We start from the raw sequence: 19,381 nt of genomic DNA, 5'->3' as shown, positions 1-19,381 counted from the left end.
ATGCGCACCGACGACACGCTGGGCGACCTGTTCCGGGCCGTTGCCGGCGCCCTCCGCAGCGCCGCACCGACCTCTGCGGAGCTGGCCGACGGGCTGGCTGCGGTGCCGACCCTGCGCGGCGCGCTGGACAGCATTGAGCGCGACCTCATCGACGCGGCCCGCGCCGGCGGCCTGAGCTGGACGGAGATCGCCTCCGCGCTCGGCCTGAGGTCGCGGCAGGCCGCGGAGCAACGGCGGCTGAGACTGGGCGCGCCGGCCGGGCGGGACGCCACCCAGGCTCGCGAGCAGCGACAACGCCAGCGGACCGGGGACGCTGCCGCGGGCGGGCGGATCGTCGCCCTGCGGGACGCGGTGCGCGCCCTGCTCGGGCGCATCGACCGTACGCCCGGCTGGGACAGCTTGGGCCCGGCCGCGCCACTCGCCCGGCGGACACTGCTGATCGCCCTGGACGCCGACCCCGGCGCCCTGTACCACCTGGCCGCGCTGGCCGTGGCCGATCTGGCCGACCTCGACGGTCTGGCCGGCCTCGACGGCGGCCCGCCGCTTGACGGAGCGGTACGCCGGGTCCGCGATCTGATCGACGAGGGTTGACATCCACACCCGTTCCCCCGCATTGTTGAGCCTTCCTGACTCAACAATGCGGGGGTTGCCGATGTGGCGGTTGTTCTCCGGGCACGCTGATTTCCGGCGTCTGTGGCTCGGCAGCACGGTCAGCCAGTTCGGCACCCAGGTCAGCATGTTGGCCATCCCCCTGCTGGCCGTGGTGACCCTGGACGCGACCACCTTCCAGGTGGGCGCGTTGACCGCCGCCGAGACCGCCGCGTTCGTCCTCGTCGGGCTGCCCGCCGGCGCCGTGGTCGACCGGCTGCGCCGCCGACCCGTCCTGATCGCGGGTGACCTGCTGCGGGTGGGGCTGGTCGCCTCGCTGCCGGTGGCGGCGTTGTGGCACGTCCTGACGCTCGGCCAGCTCTACGTGACCGTCTTCGCGATCGGCCTGTGCACGGTCTTCTTCGACGTGGCCTACCAGTCGTACCTGCCGTTCCTGGTCGGCCGCGCACACCTGGTCGAGGCCAACGGCGCGCTGGAGGCCAGCCGCAGCACCGCGTACACGGCCGGCCCGGCCGTCGCCGGTTACCTGGTGCAACTTCTCAGCGCCCCGTTGGCGTTGCTGGTCGACGCCGCCAGTTTCGCCGGCTCGGCCGCCTGGATCGCCGCCGTACGCGGCCGGGAACCGATCCCGCCGGCCACCCGGCGGCGCGCCCTGGGCGGCGAGATCGCCGACGGTCTCCGGGTCGTGCTCGGCCACCCCGTGCTGCGCGCCATGGCGCTGCACGGCGCCTCGTCGGTGCTGTTCCTGTCCCAGGTGCGGGCGCTCGAGGTGGTGTTTCTGGTCCGGGACGTGCGCCTGTCGCCGGCCGCCATCGGCGCGCTGTTCAGCCTCACCGGCGTCGGGACCGTCCTCGGGGCCGTCGCCGCCGCGCCGTTGGCCCGTCGCTTCGGGTCGGCCCGGGTACTCCTCGGCGCGCCCCTGATCGGCTACGCGTGCCTGCTGCTGGTGCCGCTGACGGCGGCCGGGCCGCGGCTGGCGTGTTACGCCGTCGGCGGCGCGGTCTCGTCGTTATGCGTGGTCGTGTTCAACGTCGTGTCGATCAGCGTCCGCCAGGACCTGTGCCCCGATCACCTGCTCGGCCGGATGAACGCCACGATGCGGTTCTTCGTCTGGGGCACCCTTCCGCTGGGTGGCCTGCTCGCCGGCGCGCTGGGCAGCGCGGTCGGGCTGCGCGCGGCGCTGTGGATCGGCGCGGTGGGCACCCTGCTGTCGGCCGGGTGGCTGGTCGCCTCGCCGATCCGCCGTACCCGCGACCTGACCGGCGCGGCGGCGCTCAGTAGGTTGGGTGGATGATCCTCCGGACCGCGCGCTTCGCCGAACTCGACGCCGCCACGCTGTACGCCCTGCTCCGGCTGCGGGTCGACGTGTTCGTGGTCGAGCAGAAGTGCCCGTACCCGGACGTGGACGGCCGGGACCTCGAACCCGGCACGGTCCACCTGTGGGTCGACCACGACGGGACGGCCGCTTCGTACCTGCGGATCCTGGCCGACCCGGACGCCGCGCGGATCGGGCGGGTCTGCACGGACCGCGCCCACCGCGGCAAGGGCCTGGCGGCGCGTACGGTGGCGGCGGCGCTCGACCTGGTCGGCGACCGGCCGTGCGTCCTGGACGCCCAGTCGTACCTGGTCGGCTTCTACGCCGGGTTCGGCTTCGAGGTCAGTGGGGCGGAGTTCGTGGAGGACGGCATCCCGCACGTCCCGATGCGCCGCACCGCCCCGCGGACAAGCGGGGCGGGCGCGACAAGCTGAGGCCGCGAAACGGCTAGGGCAGGGCCGCCACGATGTCACCGACCGAGCGGCGCCGGCCGGTGTAGAACGGCACCTCGAGGCGGACGTGCCGGCGAGCACCCGAGGCGCGCAGGTCACGCATCAGGTCGACGATCCGGTACAGGTCGTCGGCCTCGAACGCCAGCATCCACTCGTAGTCGCCGAGCGCGAACGACGCGACCGTGTTGGCCCGGACGTCCGGGTAGCCGCGCGCCATCTGCCCGTGCTCGGCCAGCAGGGCGCGCCGCTCCTCGTCGGGGAGCAGGTACCACTCGTAGGAGCGCACGAACGGGTAGACGCAGAGGTACTCGCGGGGCCGCTCGTCGGCGAGGAACGCCGGCAGGTGGCTCTTGTTGAACTCGGCCGGGCGGTGCAGCGCCATCTGCGACCACACCGGCGCCAGGTGGTGGCCCAGGGCGGTACGCCGGAGCAGCCCGTACGCCTCCTGGAGCGCCTCCGGCGTCGACGAGTGCCACCACACCATCAGGTCGGCGTCGGCGCGCAGCCCGGAGACGTCGTAGGTGCCACGGACCACCACGTCCTTGCCGGCGAGCTGGCCGAACAGGGCGTCGACCTCGGCGGCAACCTCGCTGCGCACGGACGGGCCGAGCGGGTCGGCGACCCGGAACACCGACCACATCGTGTACCGGATGGTGGCGTTCAGCTCCCGGATGCGAGCGGCGTTGGTCTGGGACTCGGTGGTCTGGGACTCGGTCATGCGCTCAATCCTTCCAGAACCCGGTCGGCGGCCACCTGGCCGGACCGGATGCAGGCCGGGATGCCCACGCCGTCGTAGGCGGCGCCGGCGACGGCGACCGTCGCGGGCAGGCCGGCGCGTACGGCGGCCACCCGGTCGAGGTGGCCCGGGGTGTACTGCGGCAGCGCGCCGCCCCAGCGCTGCACCCGTGCCCCGACCGGCGCCGGCAGCGGTCGGCCCAGCAGCGTGCCCAGCTCGGCGTGGGCGAGCGCGGCCAGGTCGGCGTCGTCGCGCTGGAGCACCCGCTCGTCGCCGTAACGCCCCAGCGACGTGCGGACCAGCGTCAGGCCGGGCCGGCGCAGGTGCGCCCACTTGCGGTCGAAGAACGTGGCGGCCTTGACCGCGTACCCTTCGGTCGCCGGCACCAGCAGGCCCGACAGTTCGGGCAGGTCGGTTTCCGGCAGCGCGAGGGTGACCAGCGCGACGCTGGCGTAGTCGAGCACACCGACCAGCGCGCCCGCGTCCGGGGCGACGTCGGCCAGCAGCCGGGCGGCGGGCGCCGCCGGGGTCGCCAGCACGACCGCGTCGGCCCCGATCGACTCCGGCTCGCGGGTCGAGCCCACGGTCACCCGCCAGCCGGTACCGTCGCGGGTGATCTCCCGGACCGGCAGGCCCATCCGGACGTCCGCCGCGCCCAGCCGGTCGGCGACCGCCGACACCAGCCGGCCCACTCCCCCGATGAGCGTGCCGAAGACCGGGCCGGTGCTCGCCGGGCGCGCGACGAGGGCCGCCCGGACCGCGCCGGTCAGCGTGTGCTCACGCCGGGCGGTGGCGGCCAGCGCCGGCATCGTGGTGGCCAGCGACAGGCCGTCGGCCCGGCCGGCGTACACCCCGCCGAGCATCGGGTCGACCAGCCGGTCGGCCACCTCGTCGCCGAGCCGCTCCCGGACCAGCGCGCCGACCGCGACGTCCGCCCCGGCGCCGAGCAGCGGCCGCCCCTCGTCGCGGTCGCGTTCCGGGTCGGCGGCGGCCACCCCGTCCAGGGCGGCCGGGTCTCCGGGTACCCCCATCAGCGTGCCGGCCGGCATCGGTCGCAGCCGGCCGGCCACCGCGAGCGCCGCCCGCCCGATCGTCGGGTACACCAGCGAGTCGGCCAGGCCGACCGCGTTCACCAGGTCGACCGCGCCGCTCGGGTTGCCCTCCGGGTCACGCAGCGCGAACGCCTCGGCGCCCAGCTCGACCGGCTCCCCGGCGATCTCGCCGGTGTGCAGCTTCCCGCCGAGCCGGTCGGCCTGCTCCACGAGCACCACCTCGGCGCCCCGCTCGACCAGCCGGTGCGCGGCGGCCAACCCGCTGATGCCGCCACCGACAACCACGATGCGCATGTACCCATCGAAGCGCGCCGGTCGTCGGCCACTACCGCCGGGGTGCCCGTAAGGTGACCGCCCTCTCCCGCGTCCTTGGACACGTGTGGGAGCTATGGGCGGCCCAGCTGTCCACGGTCGTCAGGAAGAGAGTTCGTGGACGAGGCCGACGACGCGGGTCAGCGCGTCGGGGTCGGTCTCCGGCAGCACCCCGTGCCCGAGGTTGAACACGTGCCCCGGGGCCGCCCGGCCCTCGGCGAGCACCCGGCGCACTTCGGCCTCGACCACGTCCGGCGGGGCGAACAGGACGCACGGGTCCAGGTTGCCCTGCACCGCCTTGTCCACGCCGATCCGCCGGGTGGCCACGTCGAGCGGGGTACGCCAGTCCACGCCGACCACGTCGGCGCCGGCCTCCCCCATGGCGGTGAGCAGCTCCGCCGTACCGACACCGAAGTGGATCCGCGGCACGTCGGCGACGCCGGCGAGGACGGTCGTCGAGTGGGGCAGGACGAACCGGCGGTAGTCGGCCTCCGACAGCGCACCGGCCCAGGAGTCGAAGAGCTGCACGGCCGCGACGCCCGCGTCGACCTGCGCCCGCAGGAACGACAGCGTGATCTCGGCCAGCCGCCCGCACAGCGCGTGCCAGACGTCCGGGGCGCCGTACATGAGCGCCTTGGTCTTGGCGTGGGTGCGCGACGGCCCGCCCTCGACGAGGTAGCTGGCCAGCGTGAAGGGCGCACCGGCGAACCCGATGAGCGGCGTGGCGCCCAATTCCGGGCGCAGCAGTCCGATCGCCTCGGTCACGTAGTCGACCTGCTCGGGCGCCAGCGGCGGGATCGCCTCGACGTCGGCGAGGGTGGCTACCGGCTTGGCCACGACGGGCCCGGTGCCGGGCACGATGTCGAGATCCACCCCGGCGGCGGCCAGCGGTACCACGATGTCGCTGAACAGGATGGCGGCGTCGACCCCGTGCCGGCGTACCGGCTGGAGGGTGATCTCGCAGACGAGGTCCGGGCGCCGGCACGACTCGAGCATGCCGATACCGGCGCGCACCTCCCGGTACTCGGGCAGGGAGCGTCCGGCCTGGCGCATGAACCAGACCGGCGTGTACGGCACGGGTTCGCGGCGGCAGGCGCGCAGGAAGGGCGAGTCGGCGACGGCGGGGTGCTGCGGAGATGGGCTCATCGCAGGTAATCGTGCCATGCGCGGCGGGCGGCACGGCCACCAGGGAACACCGGCCCAGGCTCCAGGGAACACCGGCACGGCGAACCGGCACGGCCGTCGGGGCTGCGCACCGGTGACGGGCACGGGGCGCGCCGGCTGTCCCCCGACCGGGCCCGATCCGTACTCATCGCACAGATTCAAGAACAGTCAGTAATCGGCAAATGGGACATCAACGACGGCCGGTGACGCAAGCGGCGCAGAACTTCCGGCGCGGCGCCCCCGCTTGACGGTGTTCACGGGCCTACGCTTCGGTCATGGCGCCCTCGACCGTCCCCCCGGATGCGTTCACCCGCGCCGTCACCCGCCTGCGCGGCGGGCAGCACCGGCCGGAGATCCTCCTCGAGGAGGTGCCCGCGCCGAAGCGACTCGCGCCGTTCGGGTACGCGATGAGCGGTACCGTGCTGCGCGACGGCGACGAGGTGGCGACGGGACGACTCATCCTGCTGCACGACCCCGCCGGACACGAGTCGTGGGAAGGCACGATGCGACTCGTCACCTACGTGACCGCGGAGCTCGAGCCCGAACTGGCCGCCGACCCGCTGCTGCCCGGCGTCGGGTGGAGCTGGCTGGTGGACTCGCTGGAGGCCAACGGTGCCGCGTACACCGCGATCGGCGGCACCGTGACGCAGACCCTGTCGACCCGGTTCGGTGCCCTCGCCGGCACGCCGGGCTCGGCCGACGTCGAGATCCGCGCGTCCTGGACCCCACTCGACGAGGACCTGGCCGCCCACCTCGAAGGCTGGTGCGCACTCCTGGCACTGACGGCGGGGCTGCCGCCGCCGGGCGTCACCGCGCTGCCGGAACCCCGGCCGCTGCCGGCCGCGCGGGCGTAAGCCGCCCTGACAGCCCTCCGCAACCCCGACGCGCCGACCCGGCTGCACAAGTCAGCAACGCCCGCACCGTACGGTAGGCGTCGTGACCGACGAAGCCCCCCAACGCCGTCGGGACGCGGACGGACCGACGCAGGGCGGCGGAGCCCCGGCGACTCGCGACGCAGTCCTGCTGACCGCACCCCGTGACGGCACACCCTCCCCTGTGACCACTCCGGACGAGCTGGCGGACGTGGCCCGGCGGTTCGCGGCCGGCACCGGACCGGTCGCGGTGGACGCCGAGCGCGCCTCGGGCTACCGGTACTCCCACCGTGCCTACCTGGTCCAGCTGCGCCGGGAGGGCGCCGGCACGGTCCTGATCGACCCGGTCCCGCTGTCCGACCTGACCATGCTCAACGAGGCGATCGTCGACGCGGAGTGGGTCCTGCACGCGGCGAGCCAGGACCTGCCCTGCCTGGCCGAGCTGGGCCTGCACCCGCTACGCCTGTTCGACACCGAGCTCGCCGCCCGGCTGGCCGGCTTCGAGCGGGTCGGCCTGGCCGCGCTGACCGAGTCACTGCTCGGGTACGCCCTGGAGAAGCACCACTCCGCCGCCGACTGGTCGACCCGGCCACTGCCCGCCTCCTGGCTGAGCTACGCGGCACTCGACGTGGAACTGCTGGTCGACCTGCGCAACGCGCTCGCCGAGGAGCTGGACCGGCAGGGCAAGTCGCAGTGGGCTGCCGAGGAGTTCGCCGCGCTGGTGGCGAACGCCGCGCTACCACCGCGCCCCCGCCCCGACCCGTGGCGGCGCACCTCGGGCATCCACCGGGTACGCGGGGCGCGGGCCCTGTCGCGGGTGCGCGCCCTGTGGTACGCGCGGGACGCGATCGCGGCCCGCCGGGACACCACGCCGGGCCGGGTACTGCCCGACTCCGCGATCGTCGCCGCCGCCGAGGCGGACCCGAAGGACGACCGCGCCCTCACCGCGCTGCCGGGCTTCGGTGGCCGGTCGATCCGCCGGCTGGCCGGTACCTGGCTCGACGCGCTCAGCGACGCCCGCGCGCTGCGCGACGACGAACTGCCGGTCACGCTGCCGGCGGAGGGCCCTCCCCCGCCGCACCGGTGGGCCGAGCGCGACCCGGCCGCCGCCACCCGACTGGCCCGCTGCCGCGAGCTGGTCAACGGCATCGCCGCGGCCCACCGGCTGCCCCCGGAGAACCTGATCACGCCGGACTCGGTACGCCGGCTGGCCTGGACGCCACCGGACCCGGTCGACGAGGAGACGGTCCGGGAGGTGCTGGCCGGGCTGGGCGCCCGGGCCTGGCAGATCGACCTCACCGCGCCGGGGCTGACCGAGGCCCTGCGCGGCTCACCGAGCTAGATCCGGGTCCGGCCGGCCGGCGCCAGCGCCGGGTGCGGCCGGACCATCGGGTGAGGCCGCAACGCCAGGCAAGGCCGCATCGCCGGGTGCGGCCGCGTCGGGTGCGGCCGCTGGCGCGCCCGCCGGGGCCGATGCGGCCCGGCCTACCGTGGTGCCGCGGGCGGCGGTGACCCGACGGCTTCCCGCCGCCAGACTGCCCAGCCCTGCCACGGTGCGACGGCGACGAGCCGCATGCCCAGTGACGAACCGTCCCAGGACGGTCCCCGCCCTTCGGGCGCCCAGGGTGCGATGACCACGTTCGCCTCCGGCGGTGGTGGCGCCGCTCCGGCGTCGAAGAACGTCAGCCGCTGCCAGGACACCTCGCGCATGTGGTTGAACAGGTACGGGAACGGGACCTGCCACGCCTCCGCCACGGTGTCCCCCGGCCCGAGACGCACGTCGCGGACCAGCCGTGGCGTGCCGGGCGCGTACTGCGGAGCGACCATCGGCGTGACGACCCGCCGCTGGATCACCTCCATCCCGGCCCCGCCCAGGACCGTCACGGCGACCAGCACCGCCGCGGCGGCCGCCGGCCGGACCTGCGCCAGCACGGCCAGGCCGAACAGTCCCAGCGCGACCGCCGTCGGTACGAGCACCGGGAACCGCACCCACTGCCAGGACAGCAGCGTCGTCTCGGGCGCGTCGAAAGGGGCGAACGCATAGCCGGCCGCCTGGGCGGTCCGCCAACCCACCACGGCGGCGGTCGCCGCCAACGCACCCGCAGCCGTACCCGCGAGCGTCAGTCGCCGCCGCAGACCACTGGCGCGCATCGCCGCGAAGCCGATCAGGAACCAGACGGGGAACAGGAAGTGGAGGTACCGCGGGTAGGCGAAGTAGGTGACGCGGCGCTCCCCGAACGGCAGGGACGCCGCACTGCCCAGCGCGACCAGTACGGTAACCGCGAGCACCGCCGCGGTGACGAGCATGCCGGCGCGCTCCGCCCGGTCCGCCGGCCGGTGTCGGAACCGCCCGATGGTGGCGACGATGCCCAGCGCACCCAGCCCGAGCGTGGCCACGCCCAGGTACCACAACTGCCCGACCGCGCGCAGCAGGACGAGGGCGATCCCCCAGCCGACGCTGACCGCGGTGGGCAGCTGCCCGCCCGGGTTGGCGCCGATGAGCTCGACCGCGTCGCCGAGCACGAGTTTGAGCAGCGGGTCGAGAGCGCCGACGGCTGTCGCCGCCGCGATGGAGCCGACCGCCGCGGTGAGCCGGGCGCGGCGGGTGACCAGCAGCGTCACGACGAGGACGAGGTGCACCGCGACGATCATCATGCCGCGGACGTGGAGGGTGTACGCGAAGCCGGCGGCCGCGCCCCCGCCCACCGCGCACGCCCGCCGGTACCGGTCGGAGGTGGCGGCCATCCAGCCGTGCGTGAGGAGCAGCCACAGCAGACACCCCGCCGGCAGCACGGCGTCGGTCATCGCCATCGAGGAGTAGTAGGCCGCCGCCGGCAGGGCGGTAGCGGCGAACGCCGCACCGACCGCCCACCACGCCGACAGGCCCAGCACGCGCCGGGCGAACATCGCGGACAGGGGGAACACCAGTGCGCCGGCCACCGCACCCACCACCTGAGCGCGATGGAAGACCGCGAAGGCGTCGTCGCCCCACCAGTAGACGGGCGACAGCAGAAGGGGATAGCCGACCCGCCGGAACGGGCCGTTCTCGGTGGAGTACCCACCCGGCCCACCGGCCAGCGCGCGGGCCGCGAGCAGGTAGCCGTCCTCGTCGGGGTGTCCGACGGGAGCGACGACGGCGCGCGCGAGCCACAGTCGCCACCCCAGGTGCAACAGGTACCCGACGACGACCGTCGCGACCAGCCAGCGCCGGTGCTCCGGCCGGGCGACGGCCGTACGGCTGTGGCCCGGCCCATCGGCTCCGGCCGGTGACAGGTCCCTGGCGGCTACCGGCTGCGGCGGTTCCATGCTCGTTTCCCCCATATGCGACACGGCCGGATCGGATCCCGTGGCGCCCGAGCGGGCGACGGTACCCGATCCGGCCGGTTGTCAGTCGACCGAGCCTGTCGTCAGGCGACCGGGCCGGTACCGCGGATCAGTACGTGCACAGCAGGAACAGCTCACTCAACGTCGCGTCGGGCTGGGCCATCGTGATGACCGAACGACCCGTCGTGAGGTCGTCATCCACCTTCAGGCTGCGCAGTTCACCAGGGAATCCCGCGGCGTCATGGACGGCGAAGCCCACCGCGGTGACATGCTGGTACGGCGAGTAACACTTGGTGGTCACCGTCGTGGAGCCCGGCGAAGCGCCTAGGCCCGCGTACTCGGTCCGGGCGAAGTGACCCGGCGTGGCGCACACCGCCATCGTGGCGAGGCGTGCCCCCGCCGGGGCGTTCGGCTCGGCCGCCGCGGCGGTCTCGACGCCGACGACATACGGCGTGAGCACGTTGCCTCCGGTGCCGGTCGGGTAACCACCCGTACCCGGATAGCCGCCCGTACCCGGGTAACCACCCGTACCCGGGTAACCACCCGTACCCGGGTAACCACCCGTACCCGGGTAGCCACCCGTACCCGGGTAGCCACCCGTACCCGGATAGCCACCCGTACCCGGATAGCCACCCGTACCCGGATAGCCACCCGTACCCGGATAGCCACCCGTACCCGGATAGCCACCCGTACCCGGATAGCCACCCGTACCCGGATAACCCCAACCGCCGCCGGAGCCGATCGGGCGCGCTTCCCAGACACGAAGACCGCGGTCAGCGGCCCAGCCCAGGCCGATGAGCTCCTTGCCACCGCTGCACCAGGTCGCCGTCGGCACGGTCACCGCCGGCGCACCGCGCGACGCGGAGACGTACTCGATGTCAGACGTCTTGTGCACACAGATCGCCTGGGCGTCCAGGGACCACTTGGCGGTCACAGCACGCGTGGCTGACGCCCGGGCGTATGCGTGCTGCCCCTCCGGCCACATCCGCGTGATGGTCACACCGTCGAGGCCGCGCACGGTCGCCGACACGCCCACCGCGGTGGTCCCCCGCGGACAACTGATCTCGACTGTCTTCTCGACGTCGAAGGTGATGGGCGACGTCGCCTTGACGAGCTGTGGCACGTCATTGGCCATGGCCTTCTTGGCCAACGGCATCGCCCCGATGCCGACGGCCACGGCGGCGACCACCCAGGTTCGTCTCGACCACCACGCTCTGCCGCGTGGCCCCGTACTGGCCTCAACCGACATGTGATTCCTCCCCGCTCGGCGCCGGTAGCCCGGACGCGCGTACCGGCCACGGAGATCCCGTCCGCGACCGCACCAGATATTGGCGGCGGTAATCGTATCGACGCCGCACTCCAGCCACTGTCGTGTAAACACGCGGCCGGCGCCCGGCGCCGGCCGGAGTGCGGGGACCGCCAGAACGGCGCGTGACCTGGAGGTGAACCGGCGGGAGGCCGCGTCACTTTCGCGGGTGATCGTCCAGATCTGTAGGCCATGCCGCGGTACGACACGAAGACCGGAGTGACGGAAATTCGACGCGGGGCCGATGTGACGGAAAATTGAGGGTGTGGGTCGGGCCACAAGGGCCGGGCTCTACCGATGAGCTACTGACGAGTAACATACGCGGAAAAGACCGCCCGCAAGGAGGCTCTCCGTGCCCCGTACCGTCCGCGACGTCGTCTTCGTCGACGGTGTGCGCACCCCTTTCGGCAAGGCCGGAGGGATGTACGCGAACACCCGCGCCGATGACCTCGTCATCCGCTGCATTCGTGAGCTGCTGCGGCGCAACCCGCAGTTGCCGCCCGAGCGCGTCGAGGAGGTCGCGATCGCCGCGACCACCCAGATCGGTGACCAGGGCCTGACCCTCGGCCGCGTCGCCGCCCTGCTGGCCGGTCTGCCCAAGACCACTCCCGGCTACTCCATCGACCGCATGTGCGCCGGCGCGATGACCGCGGTGACCACGGTCTCGTCGAGCATCGCCATGGGCGCGCTGGACATCGCCATCGCCGGCGGCGTCGAGCACATGGGCCGCCACCCGATGGGCGAGGGCGTCGACCCCAACCCGCGCATCATCGCCGAGAAGCTGGTCGACCCGTCCGCGCTCGTCATGGGCTCCACCGCGGAGAACCTGCACGACCGCCTGCCAGAGATCACCAAACAGCGCGTGGACGCGTTCGCGCTGGCGTCGCAGCAGAAGACCGCCAAGGCGTACGCCAACGGCAAGCTCCAGCCCGACCTGGTCCCGGTCGCCGTCCGCGACCCGGAGGCCGGCTGGGGACTGGCCACCATCGACGAGGCGCCGCGCGAGACCAGCATGGAGAAGCTCGCCACGCTGAAGACGCCGTTCCGCCCGCACGGCCGGGTCACCGCCGGTAACGCCGCCGGCCTCAACGACGGCGCCACCGCCGCGATCATCGCGGCCGAGGACGTGGCCCGCGAGTTGGGTCTGCCGGTCGGCATGCGACTGGTCAGCTACGGCTTCGTCGGCGTCGAGCCGGAGATCATGGGGTACGGCCCGGTCCCGTCGACCGAGAAGGCCCTGAAGATCGCCGGACTCACCATCGACGACATCGGCCTGTTCGAGCTGAACGAGGCGTTCGCCGTCCAGGTGCTCGCGTTCCTGGACCACTTCGGCATCGCCGACGACGACCCGCGGGTCAACCCCTGGGGCGGCGCGATCGCCATCGGCCACCCGCTCGCGTCCTCCGGCATCCGGCTCATGACGCAGTTGTCGCGGCAGTTCGCCGAGCGCCCCGACGTGCGGTACGGCCTGACCGCCATGTGTATCGGCATCGGCATGGGCGGCACCGTGATCTGGGAGAACCCCGCCTGGGAGGGAAACAAGTGACGCAGCCAGTCATCAACGAGGTCGTCACCAAGGCGTTCGTACGCTTCATCTCCGTCCCCGGGCTGGACGGTGAGGCCGCGCTCATCACGCTCGACAACGGTCACGACCACACCAAGCCCAACACGTTCGGCCCGGGCGGCCTGGCCAGCCTCGACGCCGCGATCGACACCGCGCTGGAGCGCAACCCGCGCTTCATCGCCGTCACCGGCAAGCCGTACATCTTCTGCGTCGGCGCCGACATCACCGTCATCCCGCAGGCCCGCTCGCGCTCCGACGCCCTGGAGACCGGCCGGCTCGGCCACCGGGTGTTCAAGCGGCTCAAGGACTCCCAGATCCCGACGTTCGCGTTCGTCAACGGCGCGGCCATGGGTGGTGGCCTGGAGCTGGCCCTGCACTGCCACTACCGGACCCTGTCGACGGGCGCGGCAGCCCTCGCCCTGCCCGAGGTCTCGCTCGGCCTGGTACCCGGGTGGGGCGGCACGCAGCTGCTGCCCAACCTCATCGGCATCGTCAACGCGGCAACGGTGATCATCTCCAACCCGCTGATGATGAACAAGATGCTCAAGCCCAAGCAGGCGCGCGAGATGGGCATCGCCGACGAGCTGTTCGAGGCGGCCGACTTCCTGGAGCGGTCCCTGGAGTGGGCGGCCGGCGTCGTTCGCGGTGACATCACCGTGCAGCGCCCCGAGGTCGACCGGGACATGTGGGACGGCGTGCTGTTCTTCGCCAAGCAGCAGCTCGACGAGCGGCTGCACGGCGCGCACCGCGCCGCGTACAAGGCCCTGGAGCTGCTGGGCCTGGCCAAGGACGCCCCGTTCTCCACCGGCATCGCCGCCGAGGACGAGGCCCTGGCCGACCTGGTGTTCAGCGAGGAGCTGCGCAGCGGCCTGTACTCGTTCGATCTGGTGCAGCGGCGGGCCAAGCGGCCGGCCGGCGCGCCGGACAAGAGCCTGGCCCGCGACGTCACCAAGGTGGGTATCGTCGGCGCCGGACTGATGGCCAGCCAGCTCGCGCTGCTGTTCGCCCGCCGCCTGGAGGTGCCGGTCGTGCTGACCGACCTCGACCAGGCCCGGGTCGACAAGGGCGTCGGGTACGTCCACGCCGAGGTCGACAAGCAGGTGTCGAAGGGTCGCATGGACGCCGGCAAGGCCGCCAAGATCAAGGGGCTGGTCAGCGGCTCGGTCGACAAGGGCGCGTTCGCCGACGCCGACTTCGTCATCGAGGCCGTCTTCGAGGACCTGGGCGTCAAGAAGCAGGTCTGGGCGGAACTCGAGAAGATCGTCAAGCCCGAGGCGGTGCTGGCGACCAACACCTCGTCGCTGTCGGTGACCGAGATGGCGGCCGACCTGGAGCACCCCGAGCGGGTCGTCGGCTTCCACTTCTTCAACCCGGTCGCGATGATGCCGCTGCTGGAGATCATCAAGGCGGAGAAGACCGACGACGCGACCCTGGCCACCGCGTTCGCGGTGGGCAAGAAGCTGAAGAAGTCCTGCGTACTGGTGAAGGACGCCCCGGCGTTCGTGGTCAACCGGCTGCTCACCCGGTTCCTGGGTGAGATCTTCGCCGCGGTCGACGCCGGTACCCCGCTGGAGGTCGCCAACGCCGCGATCGACCCGCTCGGCCTGCCGATGCGGCCGCTGGCGCTGCTGCAGCTCGTCGGGCCGGCCGTGGCGCACCACGTGGCCGAGACGATGCACGCCGCGTTCCCCGACCGGTACGGCGTCAGCGCCAACCTGGCCCGCATCGTCGAGGCCGGCAAGCCGGGCTTCCTCACGAAGGACGGCGAGATCGACCCCGAGGTCGCCGCGCTGCTCCAGGTCGGCGACTCCCCGCTGACCGCCGAGGAGGTCCGCACCCGCGCCCTGGAGGCGCTCGCCCAGGAGATCCGCCTCATGCTCGACGAGGGCGTCGTGGCGGAGCCGCAGGACATCGACCTGTGCATGATCCTCGGCGCGGGCTGGCCGTTCCACCTGGGCGGCGTCACGCCGTACCTGGACCGGACCGGCACCGCCGAGCGGGTCACCGGCAAGCGGTTCCTGCCGAAGGGCGTGGCGAGCCTGCCCGCCTGACGGCGCCACTTTCATGATCACGGAGGATTTTCCGTGCTCCTACACGGAAAATCCTCCACGATCACGGCGAGAGGGTCGCTGATCACGGCGAGAGGGGCGCTCGTCTACACGATCTTGTGTAGACGAGCGCCCCTTCTTCTACATCTGGGCCATGTCACACCTCGACACGCCGGGAAGGGCTGGCGAATCGGCGGCCGTTCACCAAGATGGACGGATGCCCCTGCCACGACGGATGCCCCTGCCACAGCTGCGTCGCGTCCGCTGGGCCGTCCGCGCCACGCTCACGCTGGGCGTGGCCGCCTCGGTCGCGGCGAACATCCTGCACGCCCGGTCCAACCCGGTCAGCCAGGTCATCGCGGCCTGGCCACCGCTGGCCCTGCTGCTCACGGTCGAGCTGATCTCGCGGGTACCGGTGCACCGGCGCTCCCTTGCCGCGGTACGCCTGGCGGCGACCGCCACGATCGCCGGGATCGCCGCCTGGGTGTCGTACTGGCACATGGTCGGCGTCGCGGCACGCTACGGCGAGACCGGCCCGTCGCCGTACCTGCTCCCGCTGTCGGTGGACGGACTCGTCATCGTCGCGAGCGTCAGCCTGGTCGAGCTGGCCGGCCGGATCCGGGCCGAGGAGTCGACAGTGGCCGAGGAGTCGACGGTGGCCGAGGAGTCAACAATGGCCGAGGGCGCCGCAGTCCAAGGCGCCACCGTCATTCCAGACGGCGCCACCGTCATTCCGGACGGCGCCACCGTCATTCCGGACGGCGCCACCGTCATTCCGGGCGGCGCCACCGTCATTCCGGACGGCGCCCGAACCGAACGACCGGCAGCACGCCGGGCCGGCCAGTCGCGCGCCGCGAAAGCAGCCCCCGCCGCCGCGAAGGCCGCCCCGGCCAAGGTCACCCCGACCAAGGCCGTACCACGCAAGCGGGCCTCGACGAAAGCCGTCCCGGCGGGGACCACCTCCGCTGACACGGGCGAGGCTGACGGACCGGACGTCATCGGCCGCGACCTGTCACCGGCTGAGCTGGTCAAGCTGGTCGAGCAGATGAAGGCCGACCGGCCGCGGCTGACCCAGGCGGCCATCGCCGCCGAGCTGGGCATCACCACCCAACGGCTACAACAGGCCAAGCGCCAGGCCGTGGCCGCCTGACCCCGCCGCACCGCCCCGTCCTTCCGTGATCGTGGCGACTCTGCGGGGCCGGAGCACCACAAAAATCACGGCGCGGGTGCCGACGGTACGGTCGCCGTCCCGGTCAGCAGCGGCGTGGTGGCGGCGGCCGGCAGGCGTACCGTCACCTCCAGTCCCCCACCGTCGAGGGCGACCGCGGAGACCGTACCGCCGTGCGCGTCGCACACCGCCCGCACGATGGACAGCCCCAGCCCCGACCCCCGGGCCCCGGTACGCTCCCGGCCACCGCGCCGGAACGGTTCGAACAGCCCCGGTACGTCCGCGGGCTCCACCTCGAAGCCGGTGTTGCCGACGACCAGCCACGCCTGGGCGGAGTCGGCCCAGGTACGCGCCCAGATCCGGCCGCCCAGGTGGTTGTAGCGCACCGCGTTCTCGATGAGGTTGCCGGCGAGCCGCTCGAGCAGCCCCGGATCGCCCACCACCGGCGCCGGGGCGAGGTCGGTCGTCACGTCGAGGCTGAGCCGGGACACCTCCTGGCGCATCGAGGCCAGCGCCGCGGCCACGCCGGCCGACAGGTCCGCGGGTACCTTGCGGGCCAGCCGGCGCCCGGCCTGCGCCTCGGTACGGGCCAGCAGCAGCAGCGACTCCACCAGCGCGTTGGCCCGGATGGAGGCGTCACGGACGACCGTACCCATCCGGCGCAGGTCGGCGACCCCGGCGTCGGGGTCGGCGAGGGTCACGTCGATCTCGGTACGCATGACGGCCAGCGGGGTACGCAGCTCGTGCGACGCGTTGGCGACGAAGCGCTTCTGGCTCTCGAACGCGGTGCCGATCCGGTCCAGCATGGCGTCGAACGTGGCCGCCAGTTCGGCCACCTCGTCGTCGGCTCCGTCGTAGGAGATCCGCTGGTCGAGCGTCTCCCCGGACAGCCGGCGCGCGGCGGCGGTCACCCCGTGCAGCGGCCGCAGCGCCCGGCCCGCCACCAGGTACGCCCCGATGACCCCGGCGCTGCCGATGGCCACCAACGCGCCGAGGCCCTTGAGCAGCAGTTCCTTCTCCGCCGTGTGCATCAGCTCGTTCTGCCAGACCCGGGCGTCGACGGTACGCCCGTCGGCGAGCTGCACCTGGGTACCGGCGCGGAGCTGGTCGGACGGGTGCAGCGCGGAGCTGACGACGGTCCACGACAGCAGGACCAGCACGGCCCCCGCGCCGATGAGCAGGATCCCGTTCAGCAGGGTCAGCCGTAGCCGCAGCGTCGGACGCGGACGGCGCGGATTCCTGGCGTCGTACACCGTCATGACCCGGTCTCCTCGTCGATCCGGATCCGGTATCCGGCGCCGACGACGGTCTCGATCAGTGCCGGCTCCCCCAGCTTCTTGCGCAGGGTCAGCATGGTGACCCGTACCGTCGTCGTGAACGGGTCGGCGTTGGCGTCCCAGACCCGTTCCAGCAGCTCCTCGCTGGACACCACCCCGCCGTCGGCCTTGAGCAGCTCTTCGAGCAGGCCGAACTCCTTGCGGGTCAGGTCGAGCGTCCGGCCGCCGCGGGTCACCACGTGCCTGGCCTGGTCGAGCATCAGGTCGGCCACGGAGAGGACGGGCGGGGTGGCCGGGGTGGCCCGCCGCCCCAGCGCCCGTACCCGGGCCACCAGTTCGGTGAAGTCGAACGGCTTGGGCAGGTAGTCGTCGGCGCCCAGTTGCAGGCCCTCGACCCGGTCGGCGACGCTGCCGCTGGCCGTCAGCATCAGTACCCGGGTCAGAGCACCCGCCGAGACCAGCGCGGCGCAGATCTCGTCGCCGTGCATGCCGGGCAGGTCCCGGTCCAGCACGACGACGTCGTACCGGGTGACGAACGCCATCTCGTGCCCGTCCGACCCGTCGTAGGCGACGTCCACCGCCATCCCCTCGCGGCGCAGTCCACGCGCGATCGCATCGGCGAGGTTCCGCTCGTCCTCGACCACGAGTACCCGCACCGGTCCGTCTCCTCCCACGCGGCCCAGCACAGCGCGCCGGGCGTGAAGTTCGCGTGAGCCACGCTAGTGCCGCCGTTCCGCCGGTGTCAGGAGGAGTACCGCCAGACACGGAAAGTGCCCGCTTTGATACTGCAGGCGACGTGGGTGGTGCCGGCCCAACAGTCGGCGACGAGGCTGTCGGCGGCGGGCAGCCGGGCGACGCGGTAGGTGATCAACCGCGGGACGTCCAGTACGGCGAGGAACACTCCCCGGGCGTTGTACGCGATGACCGGTACCCGTGGTGCGTCCGGAGTCCAGGCGACCGGGCGCCACGCGTCCTGCCCCAGCAGCTCCCGGCCGCTGGCCTGGTCCAGCACCGTCACGCCCATGGTACGGCCGGGACCGGTGCTGATCCGCGACGAGATGACGCGGCCGCCGGCCGGCCACAGCAGGTAGCCGGTGGTACGCCAGCGGATCTCCCCGGTGGCCGGGTCGAGCGCGACGGCGGTGTCGTCGAGCCCACTGCCGCACAGCAGCGAACCGCACCGCCATCCCGCGGCGAACCCCAGATCCGGCACGGACCAGCGCTGCCGTGGTGGGCTGCCGGCGTACCCGGTCAGCACGGTGTACCCGCTCGACTGGACGGTCTGGACCACCCGGTCGCCGTCGAACACCAGGGATTCGAATACCCCGTACGGTCCCGGCCCGTCCCGCTGCTCCGGCGGCGGAGGCGGGGTCGACGGCAGCGGCAGGTCGAGGTGGCTGGTGCGGCCGCTGGCGAAGTCGAAGAGCTGCCCGCCGTCCGGCCCGGTACGCCGGAACACGCCCGTCGCCAGATCGGCCCCGCGCTGCGCCGACCCCGACCACGCCAGCATGTCGTGGTCGCCGGACTCCGCGATCGTCACGGACGGTACGCCGTCCGCGACGCCGACGACGGCCACGCTGAGCCGGCCCTCGCCCTGCTCGTCGACCAGCACCCAGGACGAGAGCGCCACCCGGTCCCCGGCCGGTGCCACCCAGGACGGCGCGCCGGCCCGCTGCCAGGCGACGGCGCCGGTACGGGAGTCGACCGCGACGGTCCACGACCCGATGAAGCCGACGCTGCCCACGGACCCCATCTGCCTGTCCCCGGTGAACAGCAGGTACCGGCCGGCCGTGCGCAGCGCCGGGTTGCCGATGGCCGGGACGGTGACGCTCCACGACCGCCGCCCGGTCCGCAGGGAGTACGCGTCGAGCCGGTTTTCAGGCGCCGTCATGGTGTAGAGGACACCGCCGCCATCCATGGCGTAGAGGGTGCCGTCGGCGATGCCGACCGGGGTGCCGGCGACCGACAGCGTCACCGACTGGTCGAGGCCGGCGGACCGGGACGGGGTGTCGGCGGCGGTGACACAGGCGGCCACCACGACGGCGGCCGCGACGGCCATCCGCCGGCGGGCCGGGGTCCACAGCGGCCGCGGCGCATCGTCCGGCGGCGGGGACTCCGCCACGAGGTCGAGATCGATCGACACCCGTTCGTACTCACCCGAGACGTGCACGCGACCACCGTA

Annotated in this window: 16 protein-coding genes; 8 read left to right on the top strand and 8 right to left on the bottom strand. The window is 73.1% G+C overall.

Going from position 1 to position 19,381, the window contains the following annotated elements:
* From ACNTMW_RS08335 to ACNTMW_RS08325, 3 genes are all read left to right on the top strand, one after another.
* Nucleotides 1-591, top strand: a complete 591-nt coding sequence (locus ACNTMW_RS08335; RefSeq protein ID WP_426632831.1) for a hypothetical protein — start codon at nt 1-3, stop codon at nt 589-591.
* A gap of 61 nt (nt 592-652) precedes the next feature.
* Nucleotides 653-1,903: an MFS transporter gene (locus tag ACNTMW_RS08330; protein ID WP_426632830.1), complete on the top strand. Its 1,251-nt coding sequence runs from the start codon at nt 653-655 to the stop codon at nt 1,901-1,903.
* On the top strand, nt 1,900-2,358 hold the full coding sequence (locus ACNTMW_RS08325; RefSeq protein WP_426632829.1) for a GNAT family N-acetyltransferase: 459 nt from the start codon (nt 1,900-1,902) through the stop codon (nt 2,356-2,358). Before ACNTMW_RS08330 ends, ACNTMW_RS08325 begins: the two co-directional genes overlap by 4 nt.
* Before the next feature lie 13 nt (nt 2,359-2,371).
* Here the strand turns inward: ACNTMW_RS08325 and hemQ are convergent, their stop codons facing one another.
* From hemQ to hemE, 3 genes are all read right to left on the bottom strand, one after another.
* Complete coding sequence (gene hemQ / locus ACNTMW_RS08320) at nt 2,372-3,094, bottom strand: hydrogen peroxide-dependent heme synthase (protein WP_426632828.1); 723 nt, start codon at nt 3,092-3,094, stop codon at nt 2,372-2,374.
* On the bottom strand, nt 3,091-4,458 hold the full coding sequence (gene hemG / locus ACNTMW_RS08315; protein WP_426632827.1) for a protoporphyrinogen oxidase: 1,368 nt from the start codon (nt 4,456-4,458) through the stop codon (nt 3,091-3,093). Before hemG ends, hemQ begins: the two co-directional genes overlap by 4 nt.
* A 120-nt stretch (nt 4,459-4,578) precedes the next feature.
* On the bottom strand, nt 4,579-5,640 hold the full coding sequence (hemE, locus tag ACNTMW_RS08310; RefSeq protein WP_426632826.1) for a uroporphyrinogen decarboxylase: 1,062 nt from the start codon (nt 5,638-5,640) through the stop codon (nt 4,579-4,581).
* A gap of 275 nt (nt 5,641-5,915) precedes the next feature.
* Here hemE and ACNTMW_RS08305 point away from each other — a divergent pair, with 275 nt between their 5' ends.
* Together ACNTMW_RS08305 and ACNTMW_RS08300 are read left to right on the top strand one after the other, a co-directional pair.
* Entirely contained in the window at nt 5,916-6,494 is a 579-nt protein-coding gene (locus ACNTMW_RS08305; protein ID WP_426632825.1) for a DUF3000 domain-containing protein, read from the top strand.
* Between the two features lie 82 nt (nt 6,495-6,576).
* A complete protein-coding gene (locus ACNTMW_RS08300) occupies nt 6,577-7,854 on the top strand; it encodes an HRDC domain-containing protein (RefSeq protein ID WP_426632824.1) in 1,278 nt (425 codons plus the stop codon).
* A gap of 143 nt (nt 7,855-7,997) precedes the next feature.
* Here ACNTMW_RS08300 and ACNTMW_RS08295 read toward each other — a convergent pair whose 3' ends face one another.
* Together ACNTMW_RS08295 and ACNTMW_RS08290 are read right to left on the bottom strand one after the other, a co-directional pair.
* Nucleotides 7,998-9,818 (bottom strand): hypothetical protein, encoded by a 1,821-nt coding sequence (locus ACNTMW_RS08295; protein ID WP_426632823.1) that lies wholly within the window; start codon nt 9,816-9,818, stop codon nt 7,998-8,000.
* Between the two features lie 127 nt (nt 9,819-9,945).
* Nucleotides 9,946-11,025 carry a hypothetical protein gene (locus ACNTMW_RS08290; RefSeq protein ID WP_426632822.1) on the bottom strand — a complete coding sequence of 360 codons (1,080 nt, stop codon included), beginning with the start codon at nt 11,023-11,025 and terminating at the stop codon, nt 9,946-9,948.
* A 469-nt stretch (nt 11,026-11,494) separates the two neighbouring features.
* On the opposite strand from ACNTMW_RS08290, the gene ACNTMW_RS08285 reads away from it, so the two are divergent.
* From ACNTMW_RS08285 to ACNTMW_RS08275, 3 genes are all read left to right on the top strand, one after another.
* On the top strand, nt 11,495-12,688 hold the full coding sequence (locus ACNTMW_RS08285) for a thiolase family protein (RefSeq protein WP_426632821.1): 1,194 nt from the start codon (nt 11,495-11,497) through the stop codon (nt 12,686-12,688).
* Nucleotides 12,685-14,757: a 3-hydroxyacyl-CoA dehydrogenase NAD-binding domain-containing protein gene (locus ACNTMW_RS08280; protein WP_426632820.1), complete on the top strand. Its 2,073-nt coding sequence runs from the start codon at nt 12,685-12,687 to the stop codon at nt 14,755-14,757. Before ACNTMW_RS08285 ends, ACNTMW_RS08280 begins: the two co-directional genes overlap by 4 nt.
* Nucleotides 14,758-14,971: 214 nt before the next feature.
* The gene (locus ACNTMW_RS08275) at nt 14,972-15,904 is read left to right on the top strand and encodes a DUF2637 domain-containing protein (protein WP_426632819.1); all 933 of its coding nucleotides are present in this window, start codon (nt 14,972-14,974) and stop codon (nt 15,902-15,904) included.
* Between the two features lie 65 nt (nt 15,905-15,969).
* Here ACNTMW_RS08275 and ACNTMW_RS08270 read toward each other — a convergent pair whose 3' ends face one another.
* The 3 genes from ACNTMW_RS08270 to ACNTMW_RS08260 form a co-directional block, all read right to left on the bottom strand.
* On the bottom strand, nt 15,970-17,181 hold the full coding sequence (locus ACNTMW_RS08270; protein ID WP_426632818.1) for a sensor histidine kinase: 1,212 nt from the start codon (nt 17,179-17,181) through the stop codon (nt 15,970-15,972).
* Nucleotides 17,178-17,855, bottom strand: a complete 678-nt coding sequence (locus tag ACNTMW_RS08265) for a response regulator transcription factor (RefSeq protein WP_426632817.1) — start codon at nt 17,853-17,855, stop codon at nt 17,178-17,180. The genes ACNTMW_RS08270 and ACNTMW_RS08265 overlap by 4 nt, the downstream gene beginning before the upstream one ends.
* An 86-nt stretch (nt 17,856-17,941) precedes the next feature.
* Nucleotides 17,942-19,369: a hypothetical protein gene (locus tag ACNTMW_RS08260; protein WP_426632816.1), complete on the bottom strand. Its 1,428-nt coding sequence runs from the start codon at nt 19,367-19,369 to the stop codon at nt 17,942-17,944.
* Between the last annotated feature and the right edge of the window lie 12 nt (nt 19,370-19,381).

The organism is Planosporangium spinosum, from assembly GCF_049999945.1.
GTDB lineage: Bacteria > Actinomycetota > Actinomycetes > Mycobacteriales > Micromonosporaceae > Planosporangium > Planosporangium spinosum.
The sequence above is the reverse complement of the archived record's forward strand: the minus strand, read 5'-3'. Positions and strand labels throughout refer to the sequence as shown.